General features: G+C 71.2%; 21 protein-coding genes. 15 read left to right on the top strand and 6 right to left on the bottom strand.

Translation table 11 applies throughout. From position 1 onward, the window contains the following. Nucleotides 1-45: 45 nt before the first annotated feature. Both PV721_RS15855 and PV721_RS15850 read right to left on the bottom strand, forming a co-directional pair. Entirely contained in the window at nucleotides 46-1296 is a 1251-nt protein-coding gene (locus PV721_RS15855) for a spermidine/putrescine ABC transporter substrate-binding protein (protein ID WP_319724558.1), read from the bottom strand. A gap of 47 nt (nucleotides 1297-1343) precedes the next feature. Continuing rightward, nucleotides 1344-2858, bottom strand: a complete 1515-nt coding sequence (locus PV721_RS15850; RefSeq protein ID WP_319724564.1) for a gamma-aminobutyraldehyde dehydrogenase — start codon at nucleotides 2856-2858, stop codon at nucleotides 1344-1346. A 194-nt stretch (nucleotides 2859-3052) separates the two neighbouring features. On the opposite strand from PV721_RS15850, the gene PV721_RS15845 reads away from it, so the two are divergent. The 3 genes from PV721_RS15845 (at nucleotide 3053) to PV721_RS15835 (ending at nucleotide 6068) form a co-directional block, all read left to right on the top strand. After that, nucleotides 3053-3607 (top strand): NADAR family protein, encoded by a 555-nt coding sequence (locus tag PV721_RS15845; RefSeq protein WP_319724556.1) that lies wholly within the window; start codon nucleotides 3053-3055, stop codon nucleotides 3605-3607. Then, a complete protein-coding gene (locus tag PV721_RS15840; protein ID WP_319724554.1) occupies nucleotides 3604-4035 on the top strand; it encodes an NUDIX hydrolase in 432 nt (143 codons plus the stop codon). The genes PV721_RS15845 and PV721_RS15840 overlap by 4 nt, the downstream gene beginning before the upstream one ends. Nucleotides 4036-4478: 443 nt before the next feature. After that, entirely contained in the window at nucleotides 4479-6068 is a 1590-nt protein-coding gene (locus PV721_RS15835; RefSeq protein ID WP_319724552.1) for a TROVE domain-containing protein, read from the top strand. Nucleotides 6069-6177: 109 nt separating this feature from the next. On the opposite strand, the gene PV721_RS15830 is transcribed toward PV721_RS15835, so the two are convergent. Beyond that, nucleotides 6178-6876, bottom strand: coding sequence for a DUF4190 domain-containing protein (locus PV721_RS15830; protein ID WP_319724550.1), 699 nt, complete (start codon nucleotides 6874-6876; stop codon nucleotides 6178-6180). 109 nt (nucleotides 6877-6985) lie between these two features. On the opposite strand from PV721_RS15830, the gene PV721_RS15825 reads away from it, so the two are divergent. From PV721_RS15825 to PV721_RS15805, 5 genes are all read left to right on the top strand, one after another. After that, complete coding sequence (locus tag PV721_RS15825; protein WP_319724548.1) at nucleotides 6986-8011, top strand: adenosine deaminase; 1026 nt, start codon at nucleotides 6986-6988, stop codon at nucleotides 8009-8011. Between the two features lie 36 nt (nucleotides 8012-8047). Further along, the gene (locus PV721_RS15820; protein WP_319724546.1) at nucleotides 8048-8737 is read left to right on the top strand and encodes a glycerophosphodiester phosphodiesterase; all 690 of its coding nucleotides are present in this window, start codon (nucleotides 8048-8050) and stop codon (nucleotides 8735-8737) included. Beyond that, nucleotides 8734-9921 carry a sensor histidine kinase gene (locus PV721_RS15815; protein WP_416371111.1) on the top strand — a complete coding sequence of 396 codons (1188 nt, stop codon included), beginning with the start codon at nucleotides 8734-8736 and terminating at the stop codon, nucleotides 9919-9921. Before PV721_RS15820 ends, PV721_RS15815 begins: the two co-directional genes overlap by 4 nt. Beyond that, nucleotides 9918-10586, top strand: coding sequence for a response regulator transcription factor (locus tag PV721_RS15810; protein WP_319724543.1), 669 nt, complete (start codon nucleotides 9918-9920; stop codon nucleotides 10584-10586). Before PV721_RS15815 ends, PV721_RS15810 begins: the two co-directional genes overlap by 4 nt. A gap of 150 nt (nucleotides 10587-10736) precedes the next feature. After that, nucleotides 10737-11936: a serine hydrolase domain-containing protein gene (locus PV721_RS15805; RefSeq protein WP_319724541.1), complete on the top strand. Its 1200-nt coding sequence runs from the start codon at nucleotides 10737-10739 to the stop codon at nucleotides 11934-11936. An 8-nt stretch (nucleotides 11937-11944) separates the two neighbouring features. Here the strand turns inward: PV721_RS15805 and PV721_RS15800 are convergent, their stop codons facing one another. The 3 genes from PV721_RS15800 to PV721_RS15790 form a co-directional block, all read right to left on the bottom strand. Then, nucleotides 11945-12409: a hypothetical protein gene (locus PV721_RS15800; protein WP_319724539.1), complete on the bottom strand. Its 465-nt coding sequence runs from the start codon at nucleotides 12407-12409 to the stop codon at nucleotides 11945-11947. A gap of 77 nt (nucleotides 12410-12486) precedes the next feature. Then, on the bottom strand, nucleotides 12487-13665 hold the full coding sequence (locus PV721_RS15795; protein WP_319724537.1) for a spermidine/putrescine ABC transporter substrate-binding protein: 1179 nt from the start codon (nucleotides 13663-13665) through the stop codon (nucleotides 12487-12489). Nucleotides 13666-13757: 92 nt separating this feature from the next. Continuing rightward, nucleotides 13758-15197, bottom strand: coding sequence for a gamma-aminobutyraldehyde dehydrogenase (locus PV721_RS15790; RefSeq protein WP_319724536.1), 1440 nt, complete (start codon nucleotides 15195-15197; stop codon nucleotides 13758-13760). 168 nt (nucleotides 15198-15365) lie between these two features. Between PV721_RS15790 and PV721_RS15785 the strand changes: the two genes are divergently transcribed. The 7 genes from PV721_RS15785 (at nucleotide 15366) to PV721_RS15755 (ending at nucleotide 22077) form a co-directional block, all read left to right on the top strand. After that, nucleotides 15366-15869 carry an Lrp/AsnC family transcriptional regulator gene (locus PV721_RS15785; protein ID WP_007266859.1) on the top strand — a complete coding sequence of 168 codons (504 nt, stop codon included), beginning with the start codon at nucleotides 15366-15368 and terminating at the stop codon, nucleotides 15867-15869. Next, nucleotides 15854-17233 carry an aspartate aminotransferase family protein gene (locus tag PV721_RS15780; RefSeq protein WP_319724533.1) on the top strand — a complete coding sequence of 460 codons (1380 nt, stop codon included), beginning with the start codon at nucleotides 15854-15856 and terminating at the stop codon, nucleotides 17231-17233. The genes PV721_RS15785 and PV721_RS15780 overlap by 16 nt, the downstream gene beginning before the upstream one ends. 203 nt (nucleotides 17234-17436) lie before the next feature. After that, complete coding sequence (locus PV721_RS15775; protein ID WP_319724531.1) at nucleotides 17437-18189, top strand: ABC transporter ATP-binding protein; 753 nt, start codon at nucleotides 17437-17439, stop codon at nucleotides 18187-18189. Then, entirely contained in the window at nucleotides 18171-19244 is a 1074-nt protein-coding gene (locus tag PV721_RS15770; protein ID WP_319724529.1) for a hypothetical protein, read from the top strand. The genes PV721_RS15775 and PV721_RS15770 overlap by 19 nt, the downstream gene beginning before the upstream one ends. Nucleotides 19245-19270: 26 nt before the next feature. Next, complete coding sequence (locus PV721_RS15765; protein WP_319724527.1) at nucleotides 19271-20362, top strand: Rossmann fold nucleotide-binding protein; 1092 nt, start codon at nucleotides 19271-19273, stop codon at nucleotides 20360-20362. A 79-nt stretch (nucleotides 20363-20441) separates the two neighbouring features. After that, a complete protein-coding gene (locus PV721_RS15760) occupies nucleotides 20442-21347 on the top strand; it encodes a hypothetical protein (protein ID WP_319724525.1) in 906 nt (301 codons plus the stop codon). A gap of 97 nt (nucleotides 21348-21444) precedes the next feature. After that, nucleotides 21445-22077 carry a hypothetical protein gene (locus PV721_RS15755; RefSeq protein ID WP_319724523.1) on the top strand — a complete coding sequence of 211 codons (633 nt, stop codon included), beginning with the start codon at nucleotides 21445-21447 and terminating at the stop codon, nucleotides 22075-22077. Nucleotides 22078-22117: the final 40 nt, after the last annotated feature.

Here is a 22117-nt window from a genome sequence, read left to right as displayed (position 1 = left end):
GTGGGTGGGCGGAGCGGGCAGGGGGTTCGCGGCGGGCGCGTACGGCTACGCGCCGATGAGCTTGGCGAACTTCTCCTCGTACGCCGTCTCTTCCTCGCTGGTGAGGGAGCGGAAGGCGCGGGACTTGGCGGTCATCGCCTTGTCCGGGACGATCAGGGTGTTCTCCGCGAGCTCGGCATCGATCTTCGCGAGCTCGTCCTGCACCCCCTCGACGGGGCACACGTAGCTGATGTACGCGGCCAGCTGGGCGGCGACCGGAAGCTCGTAGTAGTAGTCGATGAGCTTCTCCGCGTTCGCCTTGTGCCGGGCCTTGGCGGGAACCAGCAGGTTGTCGCTGGAGGTGATGTAGCCGGCGGCCGGGATCGCGTACTGGATGTCCGGGTTGTCGGCCTGGAGCTGGATGACGTCGCCCGCCCAGGCCAGACAGGCGGCGAGGTCGCCCTTGTCGAGGTCCGAGGTGTAGTCGTTGCCGGTGAAGCGGCGGATCTGGTGGGTGTCCACGCCCTTCTGGAGCCGGCCGACCGCCGCGTCGAAGTCGGCGGTGGTGAAGTTCGCCGGATCCTTGCCCTGGTCGAGCATCGTCATGCCGACGCTGTCGCGCATCTCGGTGAGGAAGCCGACGCGGCCCTTGAGGGTGGGGTCGTCGAGCATCTGGGTGACCGAGTCGACCTTCTTCCCGCCGGTGGCCTTGGTGTTGTAGGCGATGACGGTCGAGATGCCGGTCCACGGGTAGCTGTACGCGCGACCCGGGTCCCAGTCGGGGCTGCGGAACTGCGGGGACAGGTTCGCGTAGGCGTGCGGCAGGTGCGAGGGGTCCAGCCGCTGCGCCCAGCCGAGCCGGATGATGCGGGCGGCGAGCCAGTCGGTGACGACGATCAGGTCGCGGCCGGTGTCCTGGCCGGCGGCGAGCTGCGGCCTGATCTTGCCGAAGAACTCGACGTTGTCGTTGATGTCCTCGGTGTACTTGACCTCGATTCCGGTCCGCTTGGTGAACTCGTCCAGGGTCGGACGGCTCTTCTCGTCCTCGCTGGTGTCCATGTACTCGGTCCAGTTGGAGAAGTTGATCTCCTTCTCCCCGGCCGAGTGGTCGTCGGAGGCCACCGCCGTGTCGCCCTCGCGCTTGGCGGGCGGGATGCCGCACCCGGCGAGGGCGGCCAGGCCGCCGAGGGTGAGCGCTCCGACTCCGGAGGCGCGCAGCAGCGAGCGGCGGGTGAGGGCGCCGCGGCCACTGGTGAGGCTGCGCCGCATCGCGGCGAGTTGCGCCGCCGAGAGACGGTCGGGCTCGAACTGCTCCATGCGCTGTGCCCTTTCGGGAGGTGTACCGCTGGTCGGGCGGTGATTTCTTATCGGTCCCCGAAGATCGTGCGGTGCCAGTCCTTCGCGGCCACCGCCGTGTTGTCGTACATCACGTGCTTGACCTGCGTGTACTCCTCGAAGGAGTAGGCGGACATGTCCTTTCCGAAGCCGCTGGCCTTGTAGCCCCCGTGGGGCATCTCGCTGATGATCGGGATGTGGTCGTTGACCCAGACGCAGCCCGCCTGGATCTCGCGGGTGGCGCGGTTCGCCCGGTAGAGGTCGCGGCTCCAGGCCGAGGCCGCGAGTCCGTACGGGGTGTCGTTGGCCAGCGCGATGCCCTCGTCGTCGGTGTCGAAGGGCAGGACCACGAGGACCGGACCGAAGATCTCGGACTGGACCACCTCGCTGTCCTGGGCTGCGCCGGAGATGAGGGTGGGCCGGTAGTACGCGCCGTCGGCCAGCTCGCCCGCCGGGATCTCGCCGCCGGTGACGACGGTGGCGTAGGCGCGGGCCCGCTCGACGAAACCGGCGACCCGGTCGCGCTGGGCGTGCGAGACCAGCGGACCGAGGTCGGTGGTGGGCGCGAAGGGGTCGCCGAGGCGCACGGTCTCCATCAGCTCGGCGACCCGGGCGACGAAGGCGTCGTGGAGGGGGCGCTGGACGTAGGCGCGGGTGGCGGCGGTGCAGTCCTGGCCGGTGTTGATGAGGGAGGCGGCGACGGCACCGTGCGCGGCGGCCTCCAGGTCGGCGTCGTCGAAGACGAGGAAGGGGGCCTTGCCGCCGAGCTCCAGGTGGAGGCGCTTGACGGTGGCGGTGGCGATCTCCGCGACGCGCTTGCCGACGGCGGTGGAGCCGGTGAAGGACGTCATCACCACGTCGGGGTGGCCGACCAGGTGCTCGCCGGCCAGGCGGCCGGCCCCGGTGACGATGTTGATCACGCCGTCGGGCAGGCCCGCCTCCTTGGCCGCCTGCGCGAACATCAGGGAGGTCAGGGGGGTGAGCTCGGCGGGCTTGAGGACGATCGTGTTGCCCGCGGCGATCGCCGGGAGGATCTTCCAGGCGGCCATCTGGAGCGGGTAGTTCCACGGCGCGATGGAGCCGACGACCCCGATCGCCTCACGGCGCACGTAGGAGGTGTGGTCGCCGGAGTACTCGCCGGCGGCCTGCCCCTGGAGGTGCCGGGCGGCTCCCGCGAAGAAGGCGGTGTTGTCGATGGTCCCCGGTACGTCGAACTCCGTGGACAGCTTGATCGGCTTGCCGCACTGCAGGGACTCGGCGTAGGCGAAGTCCTCGGCCTGCTCGGCCAGCACGGCGGCCAGCCGGTGCAGGGCGTCCGAACGCTCGCCGGGGGTGACGCCGGACCAGCCCGGAAAAGCACGCCTGGCGGCGGCGACCGCCTCGTCGACGTCCGCGGTACTCGCCAGTTCGTAGGTGAGGACCTCGTCGCCGGTGGCCGGATCGACCACCGTGTGTGACTGTCCGGAGGTGCCGGGCCTGAGCTGGCCGCCGATGTACTGCGCGCCGTCTGCGAAGCGGTCCTTGACCTGGAAGCGGTTGCCCATCACGCTCTCACGCTCTCCGTAGCTACAGTTCGAGCTACAGCTCGAATTGAGTGCCGATCCTGACAGAGGTGGTGCCCTCGGCCAAGTGATTCCGTTGTTGCCTTTTGATTACGCGACGGAATCGGTCGACCATGTGTCGAGGCACACCGGAAATCCCGTACGAAGTGTCAGTGGCGACTGCCAGACTCGCGTGCATGGAGATGATCGAGGACCTGATCAAGCAGGTCAGCCGCGGTGAGCGGGTGAAGTACCTGCCGTTCTGGGGGCACCGGCCGCTGCCGGACGGGAGGCTCGGCCCGAGCTGCCTGAGCCAGTGGTGGCCGTCGGCTTTCACCGTCGGTGACGTCCGTTATGCCACGGCCGAGCACTGGATGATGGCCGGCAAGGCCAGGCTGTTCGGGGACGCCGAGGGTGAGCGGGCCGCGCTGGAGGCGAAGAGTCCGGCGGCCGCGAAGAAGGCCGGGCGGCTCGTGCGCGGCTTCGACGACGCGATATGGAAGCGGGAGCGCTTCGCCCTGGTCGTGGAGGGCAGCGTGCACAAGTTCGGCTCCGACCCGGCGCTGCGCTCGTACCTGCTGGGCACGGGGAACCGGGTGCTGGTCGAGGCGAGCCCGATGGACCGGATCTGGGGCATCGGGCTCGCGGCCGACGACGAGCGCGCCCTGGACCCGGCCCGCTGGCGCGGGCTGAACCTGCTGGGCTTCGCCCTCATGGAGGCCAGGCAGCGGCTGCGCGAGGACGGCGCGTGACGGAGCGCCGCCGGATCGCCGCGGTCATCGTCCGCGACGGCTGCGTACTGATGGTGCGCGAGCGCGGCCGGGGCGCCACGGGCCGGCACGACGGGCCGGAGTACTGGACCCTGCCCGGCGGCGGTCTGGAGGAGGGCGAGGAGCCCGAGGAGGCGGTCCGGCGGGAGGTGGCCGAGGAGACCGGCCTGCGCGCCTTGGGCGTGTGGTACGCGTACGACGCGCCCTACCCCTCGGGCCGGACCGCCTGCTTCCGCGTGGACGTGGCGCCCGGGGAGCCGGCCCTGGGCGTCGACGCGGACCTGGAGTGCGACTGCCCCCGGATGGTCGGGCTCATCTGGGTCCCGCTCGCGCGCGGTGCGGACGGCGAGTCGGTCATGGTGCCCACCCTGCTCAGTAATTGCGTGGTGGATCCCGGCCCCGCCGCCTAACGTGTTCCTCGTCCAGGTGCGAAGGCGAGACCTACTTCGACTCATGATCGGGCGGCCGCGGGTTCGAGTCCCGTCACCGGCTTCGGGCCGGTGTAGCTCAGCTGGCAGAGCACCTTGTGGTTTCGCCGGCCTTGTTCTCTGGACACCTACGTCACGCACCTCCCGGTGCGCAGGCAGCGGCTCCTTCTTTTGCAAAGAAACCCAGGCCGCCGCCACCTTGATCTCGGGAGGCCCGCGTGGGGGATGCCCGGTGCGCAGGCGACGGTTACTTCTGGGGACCCGGAGGTCGTGGGTTCGAATCCCACCCGGCTCGTCACCCGCAAGGGAACGGGCCGGTGGAGCAGTCGGGCAGCTCGTCGGGCATAAAGTCCGCCGCCGACTCCTGATCTCGGGCATCCCTCGCGCAACGCCTCCCCGCTTCCATCGAATTCGGGGGGATTCACATGGCTCGCTTCAACCTGCGCGCGTCCAAGCCGGCGCCCGCCCCGCCCACGTCGCCCGTACGCTCGGCCGGCCGCGCCCGCACCGCGCAGGGCGGCCCCGGCCACCTGCGCGATCCTCGGTCCGAGCTGTTCCTCCTCGCCGTCGCCAACTTCGTGACGCAGCGCACCGCGTACGAGAGCGGCGAGGCCCGCGACGACCGCTTCGCCGCGCTCGTGCGCACCCTCGCCGTCGAGGACCCCGCATGGACGGCCGGCCTGCTGGGCTGGCTCCGCGGAGACGCCAACATGCGCACCGCCTCGCTCGTCGGCGCCGCCGAGTACGTCAAGGCCCGGCTCGACGCGGGCGCCACCGACGGGCCTTCGAACCGGCAGGTCGTGGACTCCGTACTGCGGCGCGCGGACGAGCCCGGTGAGCTGCTGGGCTACTGGACGGCCACGTACGGGCGGAGCGTGCCCAAGCCCGTCAAGCGCGGCATCGCCGACGCCGTACGGCGGCTCTACTCGGGCACCTCGCTGCTGAAGTACGACACCGACTCCAAGGCCTACCGCTTCGGTGACGTCCTCAACCTCGTGCACGCCTCCCCCGACCCGGCCAAGCACTGGCAGGGCGAGCTGTTCCGCTACGCCCTCGACCGCCGGCACAACCCGGACGACGCGCAGGTCCCCGCCGGCAACCGCACCTTGGCCGCCCACCGGGCGCTGATGGAGCTGCCGGTCTCCGAGCGGCGTGCCGTGGTCCTCGCCCCGGACGGCGCGGAGCGGCTCGCGGAAGCGGGCATGACCTGGGAGGCGCTGGCCGGCTGGCTGCAGGGGCCGATGGACGCGGCCGCCTGGGAGGCGGTCATTCCGTCCATGGGTGCGATGGCGCTGCTGCGCAACCTGCGCAACTTCGACCAGGCGGGGGTCTCGGACGCGGTGGCCGCGCAGGTCGCGGCGAGGATCTCCGACCCGGAGGTCGTCGCCCGGTCCCGGCAGTTCCCCTTCCGCTACCTGGCCGCCTACCAGCACGCCCCCTCACTGCGCTGGGCGTACCCGCTGGAGCAGGCGCTCGGCCACTCGCTCGCCAACGTACCGGCGCTGCCGGGCCGGACGCTGGTGCTCGTCGACCGGTCCGGGTCGATGTGGTCCCCGCTGTCGGACCGCTCGAAGCTCAACCGGGCCGATGCGGCGGCCGTGTTCGGGACCGCGGTGGCGCTGCGGGCCGAGCGGGCCGAGCTGGTGCAGTTCGGCTCGACCAGCAAGGCGGTCCCGTACACGCGGGGCGAGTCCGTGCTGAAGGTGCTGGAGCGCTTCGAGAACCTCGGCGGCACCTACACGGCCCAGGCCGTGAAGCAGCACTACCGGGACCACGACCGGGTGCTGATCGTCACCGACGAGCAGGCCGGCTCCTACGGCTACGGCGGCGATCCGACGGTGGAGGTGCCGTCCGCGGTTCCGGTCTACACCTGGAACCTGGCGGGCTACCGGGTCGGGCACGCGCCCTCGGGCGGCGGGAACCGGCACACCTTCGGCGGGCTCACCGACGGGGCCTTCCGGATGGTGTCCCTGATCGAGGACGGCCGGAACGCGGACTGGCCCTGGGCCGCCTGAGGCGGTCCGGGGCTTGGGTCCCGGGGATCCGGGCACGGGGATCCGGGCACGGGGGCGTCGTGCCCCCGGGGGCTCGGGGGCGTCGGGCCCCCGGGCTCCGGTGACCTGGTCAGACCTTCTCGTGGACCTGGGAGTTGTCGTAGGGGCTGTCGTACGACGGGGACTCTTCGAGCGGCCCCAGGTCCCTGAAGCTGGCGAACACGGCCGCGAGCATCAGCCCGCCCAGCACGATGCCGATGACGCCCAGGATGATGCCCGCGAGCGCCACACCGCCGTTGTCGGCCTCCCCGCGGTTCGCCTTGCCCTTGCCCAGGGCGCCGAAGACGACCGCCCCGATCCCGAGGGCCACGCCTATGAAGCTCAGGAAGCAGCCGACGACCGAGATGATGCCGAGGACGAGCGCGGTGATGCCGAAGCCGTTGCTCGGCTGAGCCCCGTACGGCGCGTACGGTGGCGCGTACGAACCGTGGCCCGGGTACCCCTGCGGGCCCGGGTATCCCTGGTACCCGGCGGGGCCGGGGTAGCCCGCGTCGCCGGGGTACCCGTAGCCGGGCTGGACCGGGTATCCGTACGCCGCGGACGCGGGTCCGGCCGGCGGCGCGGCCGGGGCGGGCGTCGGTGACGGCGTGGCCGGGGGCAGTTGGTCTCCCGGCATCCCCGCGAGCGTCGGCTGGTCGTGCACGGACGGCGGACCCGCCACGCCCGGCGTGCCGTGCGCGTCAGGCGTGCCCTGCGACTTGCCCAGCTCCACCGCGGGCCGCTCCGGCGGCGCCCACGGGTCTCGCGGCTCGGGACTGCTGTCAGTCATACGGCGCCCCCCTCTCGTACAGCCATGCTAAGCGCTGCCACCGACAGTCACGGGCCTGCCTACGATGAATCCGACCTGCCCGCACCCGCGTCCTCCCGGAGGCAACCCCATGACCGACCTGCACCCCTTCATCGCGGGGCTGCCCAAGGCCGAACTCCACGTCCACCACGTCGGCTCGGCATCCCCGCGCATCGTGGCCGAGCTCGCCTCCCGGCACCCCGACTCCAAGGTCCCCACCGACCCCGAGGCCCTCGCCGACTACTTCACCTTCACCGACTTCGCCCACTTCATCGAGGTCTACCTGTCGGTGGTCGACCTCGTCCGCACCCCGGACGACGTGCGCACCCTCACCTTCGAAGTAGCCCGCGACATGGCCCGGCAGAACATCCGCTACGCCGAGCTGACCATCACCCCGTACTCCTCCACCCGGCGCGGCATCGACGAGCGGGCCTTCATGGAGGCCATCGAGGACGCCCGCAAGGCCGCCGAGGCCGAACTCGGCGTCATCCTGCGCTGGTGCTTCGACATCCCCGGCGAGGCCGGCCTCGAGGCCGCCGCCGAGACCGCCCGGCTCGCCGTCGACCTGCGTCCCGAGGGCCTGGTCTCCTTCGGTCTGGGCGGGCCCGAGATCGGCGTCCCGCGCCCGCAGTTCAAGCCGTACTTCGACGCGGCCCGCGCCGCCGGCCTGCACAGCGTGCCGCACGCCGGCGAGACCACCGGACCGGAGACCGTCTGGGACGCCATCCGCGAGCTGGGCGCCGAGCGCATCGGCCACGGCACCAGCTCCACGCAGGACCCGGAGCTCCTCGCCTACCTCGCCGAGCACCGCATCGCGCTGGAGGTCTGCCCGACCTCCAACATCGCCACCCGCGCGGTCACCGACCTCGACCGGCACCCCGTCAAGGAGATGGTCGCGGCGGGCGTGCTCGTCACCATCAACAGCGACGACCCGCCGATGTTCGGCTCCGACCTCAACAACGAGTACGCGGTGGCTGCCCGCCTCCTCGACCTCGACGAGCGCGGGCTCGCCCAGCTCGCCAAGAACGCCGTCGAGGCCTCCTTCCTGGACCCGGCCGGCAAGGCGAAGATCGCTGCCGAGATCGACGCGTACACCGCCGAATGGCTGGCGCGCTGACGTCCAATTGATGTCCGCGGCACGGAGAATGGGGCCATGCCTACCCTGACTGCCGTCGGCCACCGCGGCGATCCCTACCGTGTCCGCGAGAACACCCTGCCGTCGATCCGCTCCGCCTTCGCCCGCGGGGCGGACGCGGTCGAGATCGACGTACGGCTGACCCGCGACGGGGTGCCGGTCCTGCTCCACGACGAGACGCTCCAGCGGCTGTGGGGCCACGACGTACGCCTCGACGACGTCACCGCCCCGCAGCTCAAGGAGCTGACGGAGGGCGGCGTTCCCACCCTGCGGGACGCCCTCATGGCCGCCGGGGCGGGGCGGCTGATGCTCGACCTCCCCGGCGCCACGACCGAGTCGGTGCGCACGGTGGTGGGCCTCGTCCGCGAGTGCGGGGCCCGCGAGCGGACCTACTACTGCGCGGGCCCGAACTCGATGCTGGCGCTCCGCGCGGCCGATCCGGGCGCGGAGATCGCGCTGACCTGGACCACGCTGTCGCCGCCGCGGCGGGTGCTGATCGACGCCGTGGCCCCCCGCTGGCTCAACTACCGCTTCGGACTGGTGAGCCGGGAGCTGACGGACGCGCTCCACCGGGACGGCCTGCTGGTCTCGGCCTGGACCGCGGACACCAGGCGGACGATGAAGTCGCTCGTCAAGGCGGGGGTCGACGCGGTCACCACGAACCGGGTGGACGTGCTCACCTCCGTGCGCGCCGAGTCCGGCCGGTGATACGCGCGCTGGGCCGGCGGGCCCGGCGGCTGCGCGGAGCCCGTCCGTGGATCGTGGACCTGGGCCTGACCGTGCTGGTGCAACTGGCCGTCACGATGCCGTTCGTGCTGCCGCGGGAGCCCGGGCTGCCGCCGGTGACCTGGATCTCGTACGCGTTCACCACGCTGGGGGTGGTGCCGCTGGTGTGGCGGCGGCGCCGGCCCGTGCTGGTCCTGGTGGCGATCCTGCTGATCGGCGGCGTCTACAAGGTGACGGTGGACGGGCCCGGCCAGCCGCTTCCGTACGCCGGACTGATGGCCTTCTTCACGGTCGCCCTGCAGTGTCCCGGCCGGGTGCGGGCGGCGGTCGGGGCGGGCTCGGTGGTGGCCGTCGCCGCGTCCGTGGGGCTGGAGACGGGCTCGGCCAGGGAGCTGTCCTTCACCCTGTTCTGCGCGGGCGCCGCCTACGCGCTGGGTCGGCTCCAGTACACCCGGCAGGCCTATACCGCGGCCGTGGAGGACCGGGCGGCGCAGTTGGAGCGGGCCAACCGGATCGAGGCGGAGCAGGCCGTGGCCCGGGAGCGGGCCCGGATCGCGCGGGAGATGCACGACATCCTCTCGCACGCCGTCAGCATCATGATCGTGCAGGCGGAGGCCGGGCCGGTGGCGGTGCGGCGGGCGCCGGAGCGGGCCGAGGCGGCCTTCGAGGCGATCTCGGAGACGGGCCGGGAGGCCATGGCGCAGCTGCGCACGATGCTGGGGGTGCTCCGCGAGACGGACGGCCCGGCGCCGCGCGAGCCGCAGCCGGGCATGGCGGCGCTCCCGACGCTGCTGGACCGGGTGCGCCGGGGCGGGCCGGAGATCACGTACGAGGTGACGGGCGAGGTCCAGGGGCTGCCACCGGCGGCGGACACGGCCGTGTACCGGATCGTGCAGGAGGCGCTGACGAACGTGGTGAAGCACGCGCGGGCCCGGCGGGTGAGCGTACGGCTGCACCGCGGGGCGCGGGAGCTGGCGATCACGGTGGCGGACGACGGGCGGGGGCCGGCGGGCGGCGGCGCAAGCGGCGGCGGGCACGGACTGATCGGGATCAGGGAGCGGGCGGCGGCCCACGGAGGCACGGCGGAGTGCGGGCCGCGGCGCGACGGCTCCGGGTTCGAGGTACGGGCCGTCCTTGTAACCTCACCGCTGGAGGTGGGGAATTGACGATCCGCGTGGTGGTGGCCGACGACCAGGAGCTGGTGCGCAGCGGGTTCGCGATGATCCTCGACGTCCAGGAGGACATCGAGGTCGTGGCGGAGGTGGGGGACGGCGCGGCGGCCGTGGAGGCGGTGGCCCGGCTCGCTCCGGACGTGGCGCTGCTGGACATCCGGATGCCGGTGCTGGACGGGATCGAGGCGTGCCGGGCGATCTCGGCGCGGAGCGCGTGCCGGACGGTGATGCTGACGACCTTCGATTCGGACGAGTACGTGTACGAGGCGCTGCACGCGGGGGCGAGCGGGTTCCTGCTGAAGGACGTGCGGCGGGACGACCTGGTGCACGCGGTACGGGTGGTGGCGGCGGGCGAGTCCCTGCTGGCGCCCTCGGTGGCGCGGCGGCTGATCGAGGAGTACACGGCGGCGACGGTGCGGCCTTCCCTTCCGGCGGACCGGCTGGAGGTGCTGACGGCGCGGGAGCGGGAGACGCTGCTGCACCTGGGGTGGGGCCTGTCGAACGCGGAGATCGCGGCGTCGCTGGTGGTGAGCGAGCACACGGTGAAGTCGCACGTGGGGAACGTGCTGGCGAAGCTGGGGCTGCGGGACCGGATCCAGGCGGTGATCTGCGCGTACGAGACGGGCCTGATCGTGGCGGGTACTCCCTCCGGGGAGTGAGGGGACGGCGTGTCGCCTCCCCCGCGCCGGGTAGTTGTCGTACCAGTGAAGACCCCTCTCGAAGGTGATCCGCAACTACCCCTCTGACCTGGAGCATTGAGGTCATCGGGGCAGACGGCCCCGATGACCTCACAGGGGGAGCGCACCACCATGAACGCACGTACGCGCACGCTGATCGCCGCCGCTCTGGTCCTGGGGATCGCGTCCGGTCCGGCCGTCGCCCACGCCGCGCCGGCCCCGGCTCCGGCTCCGCTCTCCTCCGCGAGGGTCGCTCCGGTGATTTCCACGCCGCCCGATGCGGCGGCACTGGAGAAGGCGATCGCCGGTCTCGGCCCGGAGCACCGGGATGCGACCGCCGCGCTGGTCCGCGTGGGCGGCAGGAGCGGTGAATGGCACGGCAGTTCCGGGGTCGCCGATGTCCGTACGGGGCGCGAGGCGCTGGAGCAGGGCCGGTTCCGGGCGGGGTCGGTGACCAAGACGTTCACGTCGGCGGTGGTGCTCCAGCTGGCCGCCGAGGGGGCGGTGGAGCTGGACCGTCCGGTGCAGGAGTACCTGCCGGGTCTGCTGCCGACGACGTTCAAGCCGATCAGCGTCCGGCAGTTGCTCAACTACACGAGCGGCATCCAGCCGGCCGACAGCCCGGGCGATTCCTTCTCGGAGGCGTACGCGCACCGGTTCGACGTGGACGATCCGCACGCCCTGATCGCCAACGCGGTGGCGAAGGGGCCGGAGTTCGACCCCGGAACCAAGCAGCACTACCTCAACATCGACTACACCATTCTGGGCGTACTGATCGAGAAGGTGACGGGCACCTCGTACGAGAAGGCCCTGACCACCCGGATATTCAAGCCCCTCGGCCTGCGGCACACCTCACTGCCGGGTCCTGCGCGGACGCGCATACCGGGACCGCACAACCGCGGCTACCAGGCGGTGCCGCAGGCCGGTGGCGGCCGCACGCTGGTCGATGTGACCGAGTGGGGTTCCTCCCGGGAGTGGGCCGCCGGGGATCTCATATCGACCACGGCGGACCTGGAACGCTTCACCACGGCCCTGTTCGCCGGACGGATCGTGCCGAAGGCCCAGCTGGAGGAGATGTTCACGGTTCCGGCGGTGGCGGACGTCACCACCGGGGCCCCCGCCGAACTCACGGCCGGGATGAAGAAGTTCGTCCTGCCCGACGGCACGGTGGCTTGGGGCAAGACGGGTGGCCGCTACGGCTACAACACCGCGATCGGCGGCACCCGCGACCTGTCCCGCACGCTCGTGTACTCGGTGAACTCCACCGACGCCAAGGGCCAGGACATGAACAAGGTGGCCCTGAACATCGTCATGGCGGCCTTCGCACGCTAGGAGCCCGGCTACGCAGGCATGGCCTCAAGGCGCTTGATCATGCGTCGGAGCACCAGCAGGGGGATGACCCCGAAGACGCCGAACGAGATGTCGATGACGCTCCACCAGATGGGGATGCCCCGGATCGGGCCGCAGATCAGGGCCAGGGGTATCACTCCGGCGCAGGCGATCATGCCGGCTTCGACGATCCAGATGTTGCGGACCGGGTCGCGGTGGACTCCGTAGAAGAAGACGGCGATGACGAGGTGGGCGAAGGCGAGCCAGTCGGTTCCGTAGAGGAGGAAGGGGTAGTCGGCATCGGCCCGGTCCAGCCCTTCGCCCACTCGCCGCAACCAGTCGTTGTCCACGAGGGAGTTGGCCCAGTGGAGTTCGGTGACCAGGGGGAAGGCGGTGAGGCCGCTGAGCACCAGACAGATGAGGAACAGGGTCAACCAGGCACGGATCCGCCGCTGAAGGGCGCTTCTCTCGCTCATGGGAGTAAGCCTACGCAGGTTTCTGAACACGTTCAGCCAATTCACTGAACGCGTTCAATTCCGTGGCCGGACCGTGATCAGAGTCCGACGATCGCGTTCCAGCGCTTGGCGAGGGAGCGGCGCTCGGCCGAGGAGATGTCCCGGGCCACCACGAGCCGGTTGCGCATCTCGTCGTCCGGGAAGATCAGCGGGTTCTCGGCCAGTTCGGCGGTCTCCCTGTCGTCGGAGCCGGCCAGGACCTCCCGGGCGGCCGGGACCGGGCAGACGTAGTTGACGGAAGCGGCCAGCGATGCGGCCACCGCCGGGTCGTAGTAGTAGTCGATGAGGGCCTCGGCATTGGCCTTGTGGCGGGCCAGGTTGGGGACGAGCAGGCTCTCCGCCCAGAGTTCGGCCCCCTCCTCGGGGACCACGAACTCGATGTCCGGGTTGTCGGCCTGCAGCTGGATGGCGTCACCGGAGTAGGCCTGGCAGGCGAGGACATCGCCCTTGCTCAGATCGGAGGTGTAGTCGTTGCCGGTGAAGCGGCGGACATGCTTCTTCTTCACCATGTTCTCGACCTGGTCGCACATGCGGTGGAAGTCGGACTCGGTCCAGCGGGTGACGTCCACGCCGTTGCCCTGCATCAGCAGCGAGAAGGACTCGTCGAGGCCCGAGAAGAGCGTGACCCGGCCCGCCAGGTCCGGGTGCCACAGGTCCTTGACCGACTTGATCTCCCGGCCCAGGGCCTTGCGGTTGTAGGCGATGCCGGTGATCCCCGACTGCCAGGGGACGGTGTGCAGCCGGCCCTCGTCGAAGGCGGGGGAACGCAGTTGCGGGTCGAGGTGCCGGGCCACGTTGGGCTGCGCCGAGCGGTCCAGCTTCTGAGCCCAGCCCAGGTGGACGAAGCGGGCGGCCATCCAGTCGCTGACCACGACCAGGTCGTGGCCGGTCTCCTGGCGGTTCATCAGGGCCGGGCTGACCTTGCCGAAGAACTCGTCGTTGTCGTTGATCTCCTCGGTGTAGCGGACCTCGATGCCGGTCTGCTCCGAGAAGGCCTCCAGCGTCGGCCGGCGCTCCTCGTCCTCCTCGTCGGTGTCGATGTAGAGCGGCCAGTTGGAGAAGGCGACGCTCCGGTCGCCCTCGGACCGGTCCGGGCCCGTACGCCGTTCCTCGGGAACGTAGGCGGCGGGCATGCCGCAGCCGGCGAGGGCGGCCGACAGGCCCGCGGCACCGAGGCCGTACAGCGCCGCACGGCGGGAGAAGGCGAGTTCAGGCATGGGCACAGCCTCGGGGAACGCGGAAGGGCGGGCAATAGACATGTTGTCTACTGCCCGCCCCGTCAACGCTGTGCTGTGATCGATGCGACCCGTCAGCCGTCGAGCGAGGTCATCACGTGCTTGATGCGCGTGTAGTCCTCGAAGCCGTAGGCGGAGAGGTCCTTGCCGTAACCGGACTTCTTGAAGCCGCCGTGCGGCATCTCGGCGACGAGCGGGATGTGGGTGTTGATCCACACGCAGCCGAAGTCGAGGTTCTTGGACATCCGCATCGCGCGGCCGTGGTCCTTGGTCCACACGGAGGAGGCGAGGGCGAACTCGACGCCGTTCGCGTACTCCAGGGCCTGGGCCTCGTCCGTGAAGGACTGGACGGTGATGACGGGGCCGAAGACCTCGTTCTGGATGATCTCGTCGTCCTGCCTGAGGCCGGAGACGACGGTCGGGGCGTAGAAGAAGCCCTTCTCGCCGACCTGGTGGCCGCCCGCCTCGACCTTGGCGTGGGCGGGGAGGCGCTCGATGAAGCCCGCGACCTGCTTGAGCTGGTTCGGGTTGTTCAGCGGGCCGTACAGCACGTCCTCGTCGTCCGGCTGGCCGGTCTTCGTGTCGGAGGCGGCCTTGGCGAGCGCGGCCACGAACTCGTCGTGGATGGACTCGTGCACGAGCACGCGGGTGGCGGCGGTGCAGTCCTGGCCGGCGTTGAAGTAGCCGGCGACCGCGATGTCCTCGACGGCCTTGGGGATGTCGGCGTCCCCGAAGACCACGACCGGGGCCTTGCCGCCGAGCTCCAGGTGGACGCGCTTGACGTCCTTGGAGGCGCTCTCGGCGACCTGCATGCCCGCGCGCACCGAGCCGGTGATGGATGCCATCGCCGGGGTGGAGTGCTCGACCATGGCCTTGCCGGTCTCGCGGTCGCCGCAGACGACGTTGAAAACTCCCTTGGGCAGGACCGAGTCGATGATCTCCGCCATCAGGACGGTGGAGGCCGGGGTGGTGTCCGAGGGCTTGAGCACGACGGTGTTGCCCGCCGCGATGGCCGGGGCGAACTTCCACACGGCCATCATCATCGGGTAGTTCCACGGCGCGACCTGGGCGCAGACGCCCACGGGCTCACGGCGGATGATCGAGGTCATCCCCTCCATGTACTCGCCGGCCGAGCGGCCCTCCAGCAGGCGGGCGGCGCCCGCGAAGAAGCGGATCTGGTCCACCATCGGCGGCAGCTCCTCGCTGGCCGTGAGGCCCAGCGGCTTGCCGGTGTTCTCCGACTCCGCGGCGACGAGCTCGTCCGCGCGCGCCTCGAAGGCGTCCGCGATCTTCAGCAGCGCCTTCTGGCGCTCGGCGGGGGTGGTGTCGCGCCAGCCCGGGAAGGCCGCCGCGGCGGCGGCCATGGCGGCGTCGACATCGGCCTGGCCCGAGAGCGGGGCCGTGGCGTACACCTCGCCGGTGGCCGGGTTGACCACCTCGGTGGTCCGCCCGTCGGCGGCGTCCTTGAACTCCCCGCCGATGTAGTTGCGCAGACGACGCAGTTCGGTGGTCACTACAGCCACACTCCTGATCACATGTCCAACGATTGAGACGATTACCAAGCCTAGCCTCTCGGCGGAGGCTTTCGACAGACCCGAAGGCCACCAACTGCGAAATCAGTGAGATCCGAGTCTTCAAACAACGGATTTCATCGAATCCGTCTTGCGGAACAGACGACCCTCGTGCACAGTGAGGTCGTGGTCAGTCGAAGCGCAGATTCCAGGAACAGACAACCGTCCCCTTCGGTCGATGCTGTGTCCCTGGCGATCATCGAGCAACTGCAGGAGGACGGCCGCCGTCCCTACGCATCGATCGGCAAGGCCGTCGGCCTCTCCGAAGCGGCAGTGCGCCAACGCGTACAGAAACTGCTCGACCAGGGCGTCATGCAGATCGTCGCCGTCACCGACCCGCTCACCGTGGGCCTGCGACGCCAGGCCATGGTCGGCATCAACGTCGAGGGCGACCTCGACCCGGTGGCCGATGCGCTGACCGCCATGGCCGAGTGCGAGTACGTGGTGATGACCGCCGGGTCGTTCGACCTGATGGTGGAGATCGTCTGCGAGGACGACGACCACCTGCTCGAAACGATCAACAAGAAGATCCGCACGCTCCCCGGCGTGCGATCCACCGAAAGCTTCGTTTACCTGAAGCTGAAGAAGCAGACCTACATGTGGGGAACCCGATAACCGTGAGCCAGGACCTCTCCAAGACCGCGTACGACCACTTGTGGATGCACTTCACCCGCATGTCGTCCTACGAGAACTCCCCCGTCCCCACCATTGTCCGGGGCGAGGGCACCTACATCTGGGACGACAAGGGCAAGCGCTACCTCGACGGTCTCGCCGGACTGTTCGTGGTCAACGCCGGTCACGGCCGCAAGGAACTGGCCGAGGTCGCCTACAAGCAGGCGCAGGAACTCGCGTTCTTCCCCATCTGGTCGTACGCGCACCCCAAGGCCGTCGAGCTCGCCGAGCGCCTCGCCCACTACGCCCCGGGCGACCTGAACAAGGTCTTCTTCACCACCGGTGGCGGTGAGGCCGTCGAGACCGCCTGGAAGCTCGCCAAGCAGTACTTCAAGCTGCAGGGCAAGCACACCAAGTACAAGGTCATCTCGCGTGCGGTCGCCTACCACGGCACCCCGCAGGGCGCCCTGTCCATCACGGGCCTGCCGGCCCTGAAGGCCCCCTTCGAGCCGCTGGTCCCCGGCGCGCACAAGGTGCCGAACACCAACATCTACCGCGCCCCGATCTACGGCGACGACCCCGAGGCGTACGGCCGCTGGTGCGCCGACCAGATCGAGCAGGAGATCCTCTTCGAAGGCGCCGACACCGTCGCCGCCGTCTTCCTGGAGCCGGTGCAGAACGCCGGCGGCTGCTTCCCGCCGCCGCCCGGGTACTTCCAGCGGGTCCGCGAGATCTGCGACGAGTACGACGTCCTGCTCGTCTCCGACGAGACGATCTGCGCGTTCGGCCGTCTGGGCACGATGTTCGCCTGTGACAAGTTCGACTACGTACCGGACATGATCACCTGCGCCAAGGGCATGACCTCGGGCTACTCCCCGATCGGCGCCTGCATCATCTCCGACCGCCTCGCGGAGCCCTTCTACAAGGGCGACAACACCTTCCTGCACGGCTACACCTTCGGCGGCCACCCGGTCTCCTCGGCGGTCGCGCTGGCCAACCTCGACATCTTCGACAAGGAAGGCCTCAACCAGCACGTGCTGGACCACGAGGACGCCTTCTTCTCGACGCTGAAGAAGCTGCACGACCTGCCGATCGTCGGCGACGTCCGTGGCAACGGCTACTTCTACGGCATCGAGCTCGTCAAGGACAAGGACACCAAGGAGTCCTTCACGGACGAGGAGACGGAGCGCGTGCTCTACGGTTTCCTCTCCAAGGCGCTCTTCGAGAACGGCCTGTACTGCCGGGCCGACGACCGCGGTGACCCGGTCATCCAGCTGGCGCCGCCGCTGATCGCGGACCAGGGCACCTTCGACGAGATCGAAGGCATCCTGCGCTCGGTGCTCACCGAGGCCTGGACGAAGCTGTAAGCAGGCCCACCGGACCGGCCGGGATGTAAATCGTCCGAGGCTGCAATAGTCCGATCACACGGCCCGGATCCTCCGTTCGAGTGAGAACGAGGGGGTCCGGGCCGTGTGCTGTCACCATCCAAGACGTTCATCTCTTTACATCTCATTGCGGCGCCAGTTACCGAACCGGCTCCGCTTCGTTCCCCCGGACGGAGGTGTACGCCATGGTGGCTCCACCGGACAATGCCCCGCCTGACAATGACGTCCTGTGGGCCCGGTCCCTGCAGTACTCCCACGACGGATCCCCCGCTCTCGTCGGGGTCTCCGTAGGAGTCCGCCAGGGCGAGATCCTGGCCCTGACCGGTCCCCGCGGCAGCGGCAAGACCACCCTGCTCCGCTGCCTGTCCGGGCAGCTGCGGCCCGAGCAGGGCGAGGTCTGGTTCAACAGCGTCCCCGTGCACACCATGGGCACGCTGGCCCGCGAACGGCTGCGCCGCGACCGGTTCGGCTGGATCGGCCCGGAGCCGCAGCTGCTGCCCGAGCTGAAGGTCTGGGAGAACGCCGCCCTGCCGCTGCTCCTCGCCGGAGCCCGCCACCGCACCGCCAAGAACGCGGCCTGCGAATGGCTGGACCGCCTCGACATCGGCGGGTTCGCCCGCAAGCGCCCCGGCGCCCTGACCCGCGCCGAGTCCCAGCGGGTCGCGCTGGCCCGCGCCCTGGTCAACGAGCCCGCGGTGATCTTCGCCGACGATCCCACGGCCCCGCTGCACCGCGCCGAGCGGGCCCTGCTCCTCCGGACGCTCACCACCGCGGCCCGGTCCCACGAGATCACCGTGCTGCTGGCCACCCACGACGAGGCCGCCGCGGCCGTCGCGGACCGCCGCCTGGCGCTGCTCGACGGCCGGCTCGCGGGGAGCGCCGCCTCCCACGTCCCCGACACCCCGGAGGGCCAGGCCGCGTGCTCGCTCTCCGCCTAGCCCGCGGTTCCCGGCCGCTCGTCCAGCTGCGGCGGCTCCTCGTCGCCGCCGCCTCGGCCGGGACCGGGTTCCTGCTGCTCGCCGTACTCGCCGGCGCCGTGGCCCGGCCCGCCGGATCGTTCCCTCGCCTGCTGTGGGCCCTGATCCCGCTGGCCGTCACCGTCCACTTGGCCGTGGCCGTGGCCCGGGCCGACCCCGCGAACCGGCCCCGCGAGGGCATGGACGCGGCCGGGCTGGGACCCGTACGGCGCACCCTCGTCGCCACGATCTCCACCGCCGTCGCCTGCGCCCTGGGCAGCGCCGTGGCCCTGGCCGCCTTCCTCCACCTGCGCGGGGACCTGGCCGGGCTGCCGTTCGACGGAGCCGGGGCCGGGCTGCTCCACGCGGACCAGCCGCTGCCCGTGGCGGCCGCCCTCACCCTGCTGGCCATGATCCCGCTGACCGCCTCGGCCGCCACCGTCCTCGCCCTGCGCCCGCACCGGCCGCTGGCCCCGCAGACCGGCCTGCCCTGGGGGATCGCGCTGACCGCCTGCGGGCTCGCCGTGGAGGCCTACGCGGGCCGGAGCGGCCCCGGAATGCTCGCCGGCTGGGCACTGACCGCGATCGGGCTCGCCCTCGCCGGGCCGGGCCTCGCCTACGCCTCCGGGAGCCTGGTCCAGGCCGTGCGCCCGGGCGCGCTGCGGCTGCTGGCCGGGCGCGTCCTCCAGGAGGACGCGCCCCGGATCGGCCCGCCGCTCGGGGTGCTGTGCTCGGTCGGCGTCGGCGCCCTCACCGCCCTGGCCCTGCGCGACGCGGGCGGACCGCTCGTCCCGCTGGGCCCGCTGACCGGTCCGGCCGCCGCGCTCGTGGCCCTGTGCGCGGCCGCGACCCTTCTCACATCCGCGGTGGAGGCGCGCCGCAGCCGGAGCGCCGCGCGCGAGGCCCTGCTCGACCTGGGCGCACCCGCCAAGGTCCTGCGCACGGCGGCGAGTCTGCGGGCCGGCGCGCTCGTGGCGGTGTGCGTTCCGCTCAGCTGGGGTGTGGCGCAGCTGACGTCGCTGGCACTGACCCGCTGACGCGGGCAGCCCTTAGGGTGGGCCGAATGGTCAACGCAGACATCGAGATCGAGACGCTCGCCGAATTCGACCAGGTCGCGGCACGCGGCTCCCTCAGCGGCTACCGGATCCAGTCGGTCAACCTGCTGGAGCGGACCTTCGCCCTGCTCTCCGCCGACACCTCGGCAGCCGTGTTCCTGGGCTGCGCGATGGAGCCCGACGCCGCGGTGAAGGTCCGCGCCGACGGCGCGCTGGTCTTCCCGCCCGTCCCGGACCTGCCGTTCAACCCGTACCGGGGCCTGCTCTACACGCCCGAGGAGCTCTTCGCCGGGCTGCCCGACGGGTACGAGACCACCCCCGACGCCCTGGCCTACGCCTGGTTCCAGGAGACCAAGGCCGACGGCGACGTCTACTCCTCCATGCTCCGGTCCATCCACGACGACGCCATATCGGACGCCCTCGACGAACACCTCGTCGGCGCGCGGGTCGTCGGCGTGATGGGCGGCCACGCCATGTCCCGCGGCGGTACGGACTACCGCGGCGCGGCGGAGCTGGGCCGGGCCCTGACCCGGTCCGGGCTGACCGTGGCCACCGGCGGCGGCCCCGGCGCGATGGAGGCCGCCAACCTCGGCGCTTACCTCGCCCCGGCCCCGGACGAGGCCCTCGCGGAGGCCCTGGAGCTGCTCGCCAAGGCCCCGTCGTTCACGCCGTCGGTGTCCGACTGGGCGCGCGCGGCCTTCGCCGTACGCGAGCGCTGGCCCGGCGGCGGCGACTCGGTGGGCATCCCGACCTGGTTCTACGGACACGAGCCGCCGAACGCCTTCGCGGGCCACAGCGCGAAGTACTTCGCGAACGCCACCCGGGAGGACGGGCTGCTGGCCCGGTCCACCGCGGGCGTGGTCTTCCTCCCCGGCGCCGCGGGCACGGTCCAGGAGATCTTCGACAACGGCACGCCGAACTACTACGAGTCCCGGGGCGAGCCGGCACCGATGATCCTGGTCGGCCGCACCCACTGGACCGAGCACCTCCCGGCCTGGCCCCTGCTGCAGGCGCTGGCCCGCGGCCGCGCCATGGAGTCCCGGATCGCGCTGGTCGACTCGGTGGACGAGGTCCCCGGCGTCCTCGCGTCAATGAGCTGAGCTCAGGACGCAACTTCGCGGCCCGTTCTGACGTCTGGCAGAGGTACCGCAAACCTGCCAGACGTGAACGGAGCCCTTGGTGCTCATAGGCCTGCTGACCGCTGTCGCGGCGTCCATCTGCTACGGCACGGGATCCGTGCTGCAAGCCGTCGGATCGCGCCGCGCCGCCCGGATGTCCCCGACCGCCGCCGGGGTGACCGCCCACGGCGGCCCCAACCTGTCGTCCACCGCGAAAGCGGCGATGACCTGGGAATTCATAGTCGGCACGATCCTGGACTTCGTGGGCTTCGGGCTCGGCGCCCTGGCCGCCCGCCTCCTTCCCCTGTTCCTCTCGCAGACGGTGATCAGCGCCAACCTGGTGATCACGGCCGTGCTGAGCGTGAAGATGCTGGGCATCCGGCTGAGCCGGAAGGAGTGGACCTCGATCGGCGTCGTCTGCACGGCGCTGGTGCTGCTGGCGACGGCGGCGGGCCACGAGGGCGGCCACCACGCGCCCATGTCCACGCACTGGTGGCTGCTGGGGATCACCCTGCTGCTGATGGTGGGCGGCACGGTCGCGGTACGCCTCCTCGGCGGCGGGGCGGCGATCCTGGCGGGCCTGCTGTCGGGCCTGGGCTTCGGCGCGCTCGGCGTCGGCGTCCGGATCCTGGACGGCGTGGACCCGTTCGACCTCGGCACCTTCCTCTCCGACCCGGCCCTGTACGCCATTCTGGTGGCGGGCATCGGTGGCATGTACCTGCACACCGTCGCCCTCCAGATCGGCTCGGTGAACGGCGCCACGGCGGCCCTGGTCGTCGGCGAGACGGTGCTCCCGGGCGCGATCGGCGTGCTCTGGCTGGGCGACGCCTCCCGCCCGGGCCTGGCCTGGCTGGCGGTCCTCGGCTTCGTCCTGGCCGTCGCGGGCGCGGTGGCCGTCGCCTGGTACGGCAAGCACGAGGGCGCCGAGGAGGAGGCCGGGGCCCCGGTGCCGGAGCCGGTCGGCTGACCCACCGGCCGGCCGGGCATCACCCGGTCGGCCGTCTCCTGGTGGTGGCGCGAGGGCGGCTGCCGCTTGCTGGACCAGGGGAGAGAGCGAGGGGCTGATGGAGCCCACGACCGATCGGCTGAAGACACCGCGCGCCGCCGGAATGGCCGGAGTCGGCTTCGCCCTGCTGCTCGGGGCGGCGATCGTCCTGATGCGGATCGCCGTTCCTGGCGACGCCGCCGACGCGGCCATCGACCCGGACAAGCGCTGGGCGGTCAAGGTCGCCCTGGAGATCGTGCCCTTCGCGGGCATCTTCTTCCTCTGGTTCATGGGCGCCCTGCGCGCACACACGGGGGAGGCCGAGGACCGGTTCGTCGCCACCGTGTTCCTGGGCAGCGGATTCGTCTTCGTGGCCACCCTGTTCGCCGCCGCCGCGGCCGCGGGCACCGTGCTGAACGAGGACACGCCCTCCGACTTCGGCCGCCACTACGCCTACACGCTCCTCGCGACGTACGCCATGCGGATGGCAGCCGTCTTCGTCCTCGCGACCTCGACCATCGGGCGGCTGCTCGGCGTCTTCCCGCGGTCGCTGGCCCTGCTGGGCACCGTGGTCGGCCTGGTCCTGATCGTGGTGGGTTCCGGCGTGCCCTGGTCCGAGCTGCTCTTCCCGGCCTGGGCCCTGATCATCAGCGTGCACATCCTGCGCGCCCGGCGCGGCACGGCGCGCGCGGGCCGGTCCGGCCCTCCCTGACCGCGGCTGACCTGGTGATCCGTACTCCGGCAGGCAGCCT

Origin of the sequence: Streptomyces sp. MB09-01 (assembly GCF_033794505.1) — a bacterium.
GTDB lineage: Bacteria > Actinomycetota > Actinomycetes > Streptomycetales > Streptomycetaceae > Streptomyces.
The sequence above is the reverse complement of the archived record's forward strand: the minus strand, read 5'-3'. Positions and strand labels throughout refer to the sequence as shown.